Below are 6,203 nucleotides of genomic sequence, written 5' to 3'. Positions count from 1 at the left end.
CGGGTCGCGGGTGGTGCGGAACGAGAACAGCTCCGGCGTCCAGTGTTGGACGAAGGTGACGGTCTCTGTGAAGAAGGCGCCCGCCTTCTTGGTCGGCGCGGCCGGGGCGATGGTTTCGGTCATGATGCGTCTTTAACTGATCGGCGGCTCAGATGTCGCCGCCGACATTGCTGATCGCGCCCGGGGCGCGGGCGACGTGGATGCCGCACTCGGTCTTGTCCTGGCCCGCCCAGCGGCCGGCGCGGACGTCCTGGCCCTCTTCCACGGGCTTGGTGCAGGGCCAGCAGCCGATCGACGGAAAGCCTTGCGCCACAAGCGGATGGGCCGGCAGATCGTGCTCGGCGATGTAGGCGTCGAGCTCGGCCTTGCCCCAGTTGGCGAGCGGGTTGAACTTCACCTGGGCCTCGGCCGGCTCCACCACCGGCAGCGACAGACGGTCGCCCCCGTGGAAGCGCTTTCGGCCGGTGATCCAGGCGTCGAAGTCGGCCAGGGCCCGGTCCAGCGGGATCACCTTGCGGATCTCGCAGCAGGCGTCGGTGTCGGTCTGCCAGAGCTTGGCCTCGGGGTCGGTGGTGGCCAGGTCCTGATAGTGCGGGCGCAGGTCGCGCACGTCGGTGAGGCCCAGTTTCGCCGCCAGGGTCTTTCGGTAGTCGAGAGTCTGGCCAAACAGCATGCCGGTGTCGAGGAACAGCACTGGCGTGTCCGGCTTGATCTTCGAGATCATGTGCAGCAGCACCACGGACTCGGCCCCGAAGGACGAGACCAGGGCCAGCTTGTCGCCGAACACCTCAACCGCCGACTCCAGCACCGTCACCGGGTGGGCGTGGCGCAGTTCGGCGTCCAGGCGGGCGGCGAGCGAGGGACGCTCGATATTATCGAAAGCCATACTCATCACTCCCGTTCCGCGAAGGCCGGAGACCGGCCGTCGGCGGCGCGTTGATAGACATGACGTTGACGATGGGCGACGTGGGCCCATTGCTCAGGGGTCGAGCCGTCGGCGGGTTCGAAGGCGTCCATGCCGGTGCGGACCATGAAACCGGCCTGCTCGCGCAGGACGTCACCCACGGCGCGGATCTCGCCCTTGAAGCCGTAGCGCTCGCGCAGCAGCCGCGCGGCGGTATAGGCCCGCCCATCGCGGTACTTGGGGAAGGCTACGGCGACCACGGCGATGCGCGGCAGGTCGTAGGCCAGGGTCTCGACCTCTTCGGCAGGCTCGATGCGCACGCCCACTGAACGGCCTTCCGACAACAGCCGGTCGCCCTCGGACTGGAAGCGCGTCAGCGAGATGATCACATCGCCGGGGGGCAGGCCCTGGTCGTCGCCGACGTGGGTGAACGGATCCTCGGCAAGGATGAAGGACCCGTCGGCCTGGAGCTTAATGCGCGTCGGCATAGACGGCCTCCTTGAACGGGGCGACGCCGGTGCGGCGCACGGTGTCGAGGAAGCGCTCCTCGCCCTGGCGTTCGCGCAGATAGACGTCGACCAGGACATCGATGGCCTCGGCCACCCGGTTGGCCGGCAGGGCCGGGCCCAGCATGGAGCCCACGGCCGCGTCCTCGGCGCCGGAGCCGCCCAGGGTGAGCTGGTAGAACTCCTCGCCCTTCTTATCGACGCCCAGGATGCCGATGTGGCCGATGTGGTGGTGGCCGCAGGCGTTGATGCAGCCGCTGATCTTGATCTTCAGCTCGCCGATCAGCTCGGCTCGGTCCTGGTTCTCGAACTTGCGCGCGATGTCCTGGGCGATGGGGATCGCCCGGGCGTTGGCGAGCGCGCAGTAGTCCAGCCCCGGGCAGGCGATGATGTCGGAGATCAGGTTGACGTTCGGCGTGGCCAGGCCCGCGCGCTGCAGCTCGGCGTGCACGACGGCGAGGTCGTCCAGCTTCACGTGCGGCAGAACCAGGTTCTGTTCGTGGGTGACCCGGATGTCGTCCTGGCCGTAGCGTTCAGCCAGATCGGCGACCAGGTCCATCTGGTCGGAGGTGGCGTCGCCCGGGGTGTCGCCGATGCCTTTCAGCGAGATCTCCACGATCGAATAGCCGGGGCGCTTGTGCGGGCGCAGGTTGTTGCGCGCCCAGCGGGCGAAGGCCGGATCGGCGGCCTTGGCCTCCTCGAAGGCTTCCGAGCGATTGACCAGGGTGTCGAAGCTGGTGGGCGCGAAGGCGCCGCGGATGCGAGCGATCTCGGTGTCGGGCAGGTCGCCGGCGGCGCCCACCTTTTCCCACTCGGCCTCGACCTGGCGGGCGAACTCCTCGGCGCCGAGCGCGGCGACCAGGATCTTGATCCGGGCCTTGTAGCTGTTGTCGCGACGGCCGTGGCGGTTATAGACCCGCAGCACCGCCTCCAGGTACGAGAACAGCCGGTTGGCGGGCAGGAACTCGCGAATGGTCGGACCGACATAGGGCGTGCGCCCCAGGCCGCCGCCGACGATCACCTCGAAGCCCAGGGTCCCGTCGCGGGCGCGCCGCACCATCAGGCCGATGTCGTGGACCTTGGCCGCCGTGCGGTCCTTGGCCGAGGCCGTGATGGCGATCTTGAATTTGCGCGGCAGGAACGAGAATTCCGGGTGGAGGCTGGACCACTGGCGGATGGCCTCGGACCAGATGCGAGGATCGTCGATCTCCTCGGCCGTGGCGCCGGCATAGGGGTCGGCCGTCACGTTGCGGATGCAGTTGCCGCTGGTCTGGATGGCATGCATGTCCACGGCCGCCAGGTCGTCCAGGATCGCGGGCGTGTCGGCCAGCTTGATCCAATGGAACTGCAGGTTCTGGCGCGTGGTGAAGTGGCCGTAGCCCTTGTCGTACTTGCGGCCGATCTGCGCCAGCGCGCGAAACTGCACGGGGTTCAGCGAGCCGTAGGGGATGGCCACCCGCAGCATGTAGGCATGGAGTTGCAGATAGAGCCCGTTCATCAACCGGGTCATCTTGAACTGGTCTTCGGTGATCTCGCCGGCCAGCCGGCGGGCCACCTGTTCGCGGAACTCGTTGGCGCGGTCGGCCAGGAATTCCTTATCGAGGGTGTCGTACAGGTACATTGGCTCCCTCCTCTCCTAGCGCTTGATCAGGTTGACGCGGCCGGTGGATCGCGCAGCGCCGGAGGCGTGCTGCAGGGCCTCGATGGCCGCGCCGCCCTCGGCCTGCTTGCCGTGGCCAAGATGGTTGGTCGGGCCGAGCGCCCGGATGCGTTCGCGATAGCTGAGCGGCGCCCACAGGCCTTCGCTCTCCACCAGGTCGATCAGATAGGCGTCGACCACCGTGGTCCCCTGGCTCTTGGCGGAAGCCTCGGCCGCCTCGCCCGTCTCGGCGGCGGTGAACAGCTCGGCGTCGGCGAACCGCTCGACCCAGCGTCCGGCCTTCCAGAACACCACCTCGCCGTCGTCCAGGCGGTTTGCGGTCAGGGCTTTCAAGACTTCACTCCCCGCTCGCGACCGCGAGCTTCGACGTGTGACACAACTTCGGCGGTCGCCGCCTGGGCGAGCGCCATGGCCTCGCCGACGATCAGCAGGGCCGGTCCGGCCACCTCGGCGGCGGCCTGCGGCAAGCCCGCGAGCGTGGTGACGACGCGGCGCTCATCGGCGCGGCTGGCGTTCTCGACGATCAGGGCCGGGGTGGAGCCCGCGCGCCCGGCGCCGATCAGCTGCGCGGCGATTCCTGCCGCTGTCGAGACGCCCATATAGATCACGACGGTCTGGTTGGCCTTGGCCAGGCTCGGCCAGTCCAGGTCCGGAACCTGCCCCGTCGAGGCATGGCCGGTGACGAAGGTCACCGCCTGGGCCGAGCCGCGGTGGGTCAGGGGCGCGCCGGCGTCGGCGGCCGCGGCCAGGGCCGCGGTCACGCCGGGGACGACCTTGCACTCGACGCCGGCCGCGCGGCAGGCCTCGAGCTCTTCGCCGCCACGGCCGAAGATGAAGGGGTCGCCGCCCTTCAACCGCACGACGGTCAGGCCGTCCTGGGCGAAGGCGACCAGCATCCGGTTGATGTCTTCCTGGGCGTAGGAGTGCCGCGATTTGCGCTTGGCCACCGAGATTCGCCGCGCCGCGCCGGGCGCCAGGTCGAGGACTTCGTCGGAGACCAACCCGTCATGCACCACCACGTCAGCGGTCTGCAGAACCTTCAGGGCCTTGATCGTCAACAGGTCCGGATCGCCGGGTCCCGCGCCCACCAGCCAGACTGTTCCGGCCGCGCGCTCGCCGCGTCCGCCCAGGACGACAAGGCGCTTGGTCTCCTTCGCCTTGGGCTTGCGGTGGGCCATGGTCTATAGGTTCTCTAAAGGCTAAACTCTGGAATCGGAGTGGGAAGGACTTTCACCCACCCCGCCGGTTTGCCCGCCGACGAAAAGGGCCGATACATCTGCGGACGGTTGCAAACTGGTCGCCGAGGCCCCAATTCGCAACCCAAGGACTTCTGCCGGGGCTGTCAGGAAAACTTGATGGAGAGAAACACCGAGCGCCGCCGTTTGCCGCCGCTCAACGCCCTGCGGGCGTTCGAGGCCGCTGCGCGTCACCTGAATTTCTCACGGGCCGCCGACGAGCTTTCGGTGACGCCGGGCGCGGTCAGCCAGCAGATTCAAAACCTTGAGGACTATGTCGGCGCGGCGCTGTTCAAGCGCACGCCCAAGGGCCTGCTGCTGACCGACGCCGCCCAGACCGCCCTGCCCGCCCTGCGTGAGGCCTTCGACCGCCTGGCCGAGGCCGCCTCCATGCTCACCGCCGCCGTGGACGGCCGGCGCCTGACCCTGACCGCCGCCCCCTCCTTCGCCGCCAAGTGGCTGGTGCCGCGCCTGGGTCGCTTCGAGGAGCTGCACCCGCAGGTCGACGTCTGGCTTTCCGCGGGCCTGGAGCTGGTCGACCTCACAGCCGGCGAGGTGGACATCGCCATTCGCTACGGCGCGGGCCGCTATCCCGGCCTGGAGGTCCGCCGCCTGATCAGCGAGACCGTCATCCCCGTGCTGAGCCCGGCGCTGGCCGAGACCCAGCCGCTGAACTCACCCGCGGACCTCGCCAACCACATCCTGCTGCACGACGGCTCGCCGGAGCCCGATGATTCCTGCCCCGATTGGACCATGTGGTTGGCGGCGAGAGGCCTGCGCAGCATCGACGGGGCCCGAGGCCCGCGCTTCAACCAATCCAGCCTGGTCATCGAGGCCGCGTTGAACGGCCGCGGCGTGGCCCTGGCCAAGCGCACCCTGGCCCAGGCCGACCTGGACGCTGGACGGCTGATCACCCCGCTGGACATCGCGACGGCCGTGGACTTCGCCTATTACGTCGTCCATCCGAAGGCCAAGGGCCGCCTGCCCCAGGTCAAGGCCTTCATCAACTGGATCGCCGCCGAGGCCGAGGCGCACGAGGCCGCGCTGAGAGCCCTGGACAACGGCGCCGGGATTTAGTCCTAGAGCCCCATGACCCTGATGACCGACGATCGGCCCCTCCCCGCCGACTGCGAGACCATGGCCGACGTCCGCAAGGGCGTCGACGCGCTGGACCGCGCCCTCGTCCTGCTGCTGGCCGAGCGCCAGCGCTACATGGACGCCGCCGCCCGCATCAAGACCGACCGCGCCACCGTGCTGGACACGGCCCGGATCGAGGACGTGGTGGCCAAGGTGAAGACCAGCGCCCGCGCCGCGGGGCTGTCCGAGGCGATCGCCGAGCCGGTGTGGCGGCTGCTGATCGACCGCTGCATCGCCTACGAGTTCGGCGTCTGGGATCAGCTACGCGGCGTGCGCAAGGACTGAAGCGCCCGCTCATGGGCGTAGGCGGCGATGTCGGCCAGGGCCGCGTCCAGCGCGTCGCGCACCTGGTTCAGGCTCTCGGCGCCGTCCGCCTCGGTCTGGGCGCAGACATCGCCCAGCGCGAAGGCGCCGACTCCGCGGGCCGCCCCCTTGATGGTGTGGACCGCGTCGCGCCAGCCTTCCGACGCCGGATCCAGCATTCCCGACCACATGGACGCCTGCTCGCGGAACAGCGCCAGGACCTCGTCGATCATCGCCTCGTCGCCGCGCGCGAAGTCTTCCAGATAACGGAAATTCACCGCTCCGGTGAGGTCTCTCCTGGCCATGAAATTTCCCTCGTCCCCACGCCTTGCTTTCGGCCGCGCTTCAAGTATGTTCCGCGCCCTCGCCGCCGGGGCTCGACAGGTCCCGAACGACGAATGGGTGCATAGCTCAGTTGGTAGAGCAGCTGACTCTTAATCAGCGGGTCGTAGGTTCGA

Annotated in this window: 8 protein-coding genes; 2 read left to right on the top strand and 6 right to left on the bottom strand. The window is 68.8% G+C overall.

Features of this window, described 5'->3' with window-relative positions; all coding sequences use genetic code 11:
- Positions 1–148 precede the first annotated feature (148 nt).
- The 5 genes from Q8Q77_RS07580 to cobA are packed head-to-tail and all read right to left on the bottom strand — an operon-like array spanning position 149 to position 4,248.
- A complete protein-coding gene (locus tag Q8Q77_RS07580; protein WP_305582750.1) occupies positions 149–886 on the bottom strand; it encodes a phosphoadenylyl-sulfate reductase in 738 nt (245 codons plus the stop codon).
- 5 nt (positions 887–891) lie between these two features.
- Positions 892–1,392, bottom strand: a complete 501-nt coding sequence (locus Q8Q77_RS07575; RefSeq protein WP_305582748.1) for a DUF934 domain-containing protein — start codon at positions 1,390–1,392, stop codon at positions 892–894.
- Positions 1,376–3,031, bottom strand: a complete 1,656-nt coding sequence (locus tag Q8Q77_RS07570) for a nitrite/sulfite reductase (RefSeq protein WP_305582746.1) — start codon at positions 3,029–3,031, stop codon at positions 1,376–1,378. Before Q8Q77_RS07570 ends, Q8Q77_RS07575 begins: the two co-directional genes overlap by 17 nt.
- 15 nt (positions 3,032–3,046) lie before the next feature.
- Positions 3,047–3,403 carry a DUF2849 domain-containing protein gene (locus tag Q8Q77_RS07565; RefSeq protein ID WP_305582744.1) on the bottom strand — a complete coding sequence of 119 codons (357 nt, stop codon included), beginning with the start codon at positions 3,401–3,403 and terminating at the stop codon, positions 3,047–3,049.
- Positions 3,400–4,248: a uroporphyrinogen-III C-methyltransferase gene (cobA, locus tag Q8Q77_RS07560; RefSeq protein WP_305582742.1), complete on the bottom strand. Its 849-nt coding sequence runs from the start codon at positions 4,246–4,248 to the stop codon at positions 3,400–3,402. Before cobA ends, Q8Q77_RS07565 begins: the two co-directional genes overlap by 4 nt.
- A 177-nt stretch (positions 4,249–4,425) precedes the next feature.
- Between cobA and gcvA the strand changes: the two genes are divergently transcribed.
- On the top strand, positions 4,426–5,382 hold the full coding sequence (gcvA, locus tag Q8Q77_RS07555) for a transcriptional regulator GcvA (RefSeq protein WP_305582740.1): 957 nt from the start codon (positions 4,426–4,428) through the stop codon (positions 5,380–5,382).
- A 12-nt stretch (positions 5,383–5,394) separates the two neighbouring features.
- The gene (locus Q8Q77_RS07550) at positions 5,395–5,727 is read left to right on the top strand and encodes a chorismate mutase (protein WP_305582738.1); all 333 of its coding nucleotides are present in this window, start codon (positions 5,395–5,397) and stop codon (positions 5,725–5,727) included.
- On the opposite strand, the gene Q8Q77_RS07545 is transcribed toward Q8Q77_RS07550, so the two are convergent.
- Positions 5,700–6,050, bottom strand: a complete 351-nt coding sequence (locus tag Q8Q77_RS07545; RefSeq protein WP_305582736.1) for an Hpt domain-containing protein — start codon at positions 6,048–6,050, stop codon at positions 5,700–5,702. The two genes, Q8Q77_RS07550 and Q8Q77_RS07545, sit on opposite strands and share 28 nt — an antisense overlap.
- Positions 6,051–6,203 lie beyond the last annotated feature (153 nt).

Source organism: Phenylobacterium sp. (genome assembly GCF_030698145.1).
Classification (GTDB): domain Bacteria; phylum Pseudomonadota; class Alphaproteobacteria; order Caulobacterales; family Caulobacteraceae; genus Phenylobacterium.
Note: the sequence above shows the minus strand (reverse complement) of the source record. Positions and strands in the feature narration are given on the sequence as shown.

Excerpts from the sequence above, each read along its gene's own strand:
- Q8Q77_RS07570 (WP_305582746.1), bottom strand. The coding sequence starts at position 3,031 with ATGTACCTGTACGACACCCTCGATAAGGAATTCCTGGCCGACCGCGCC.
- Q8Q77_RS07545 (WP_305582736.1), bottom strand. The coding sequence starts at position 6,050 with ATGGCCAGGAGAGACCTCACCGGAGCGGTGAATTTCCGTTATCTGGAA.
- Q8Q77_RS07580 (WP_305582750.1), bottom strand. The coding sequence starts at position 886 with ATGGCTTTCGATAATATCGAGCGTCCCTCGCTCGCCGCCCGCCTGGAC.
- Q8Q77_RS07575 (WP_305582748.1), bottom strand. The coding sequence starts at position 1,392 with ATGCCGACGCGCATTAAGCTCCAGGCCGACGGGTCCTTCATCCTTGCC.
- Q8Q77_RS07550 (WP_305582738.1), top strand. The coding sequence starts at position 5,395 with ATGACCCTGATGACCGACGATCGGCCCCTCCCCGCCGACTGCGAGACC.
- cobA (WP_305582742.1), bottom strand. The coding sequence starts at position 4,248 with ATGGCCCACCGCAAGCCCAAGGCGAAGGAGACCAAGCGCCTTGTCGTC.
- gcvA (WP_305582740.1), top strand. The coding sequence starts at position 4,426 with ATGGAGAGAAACACCGAGCGCCGCCGTTTGCCGCCGCTCAACGCCCTG.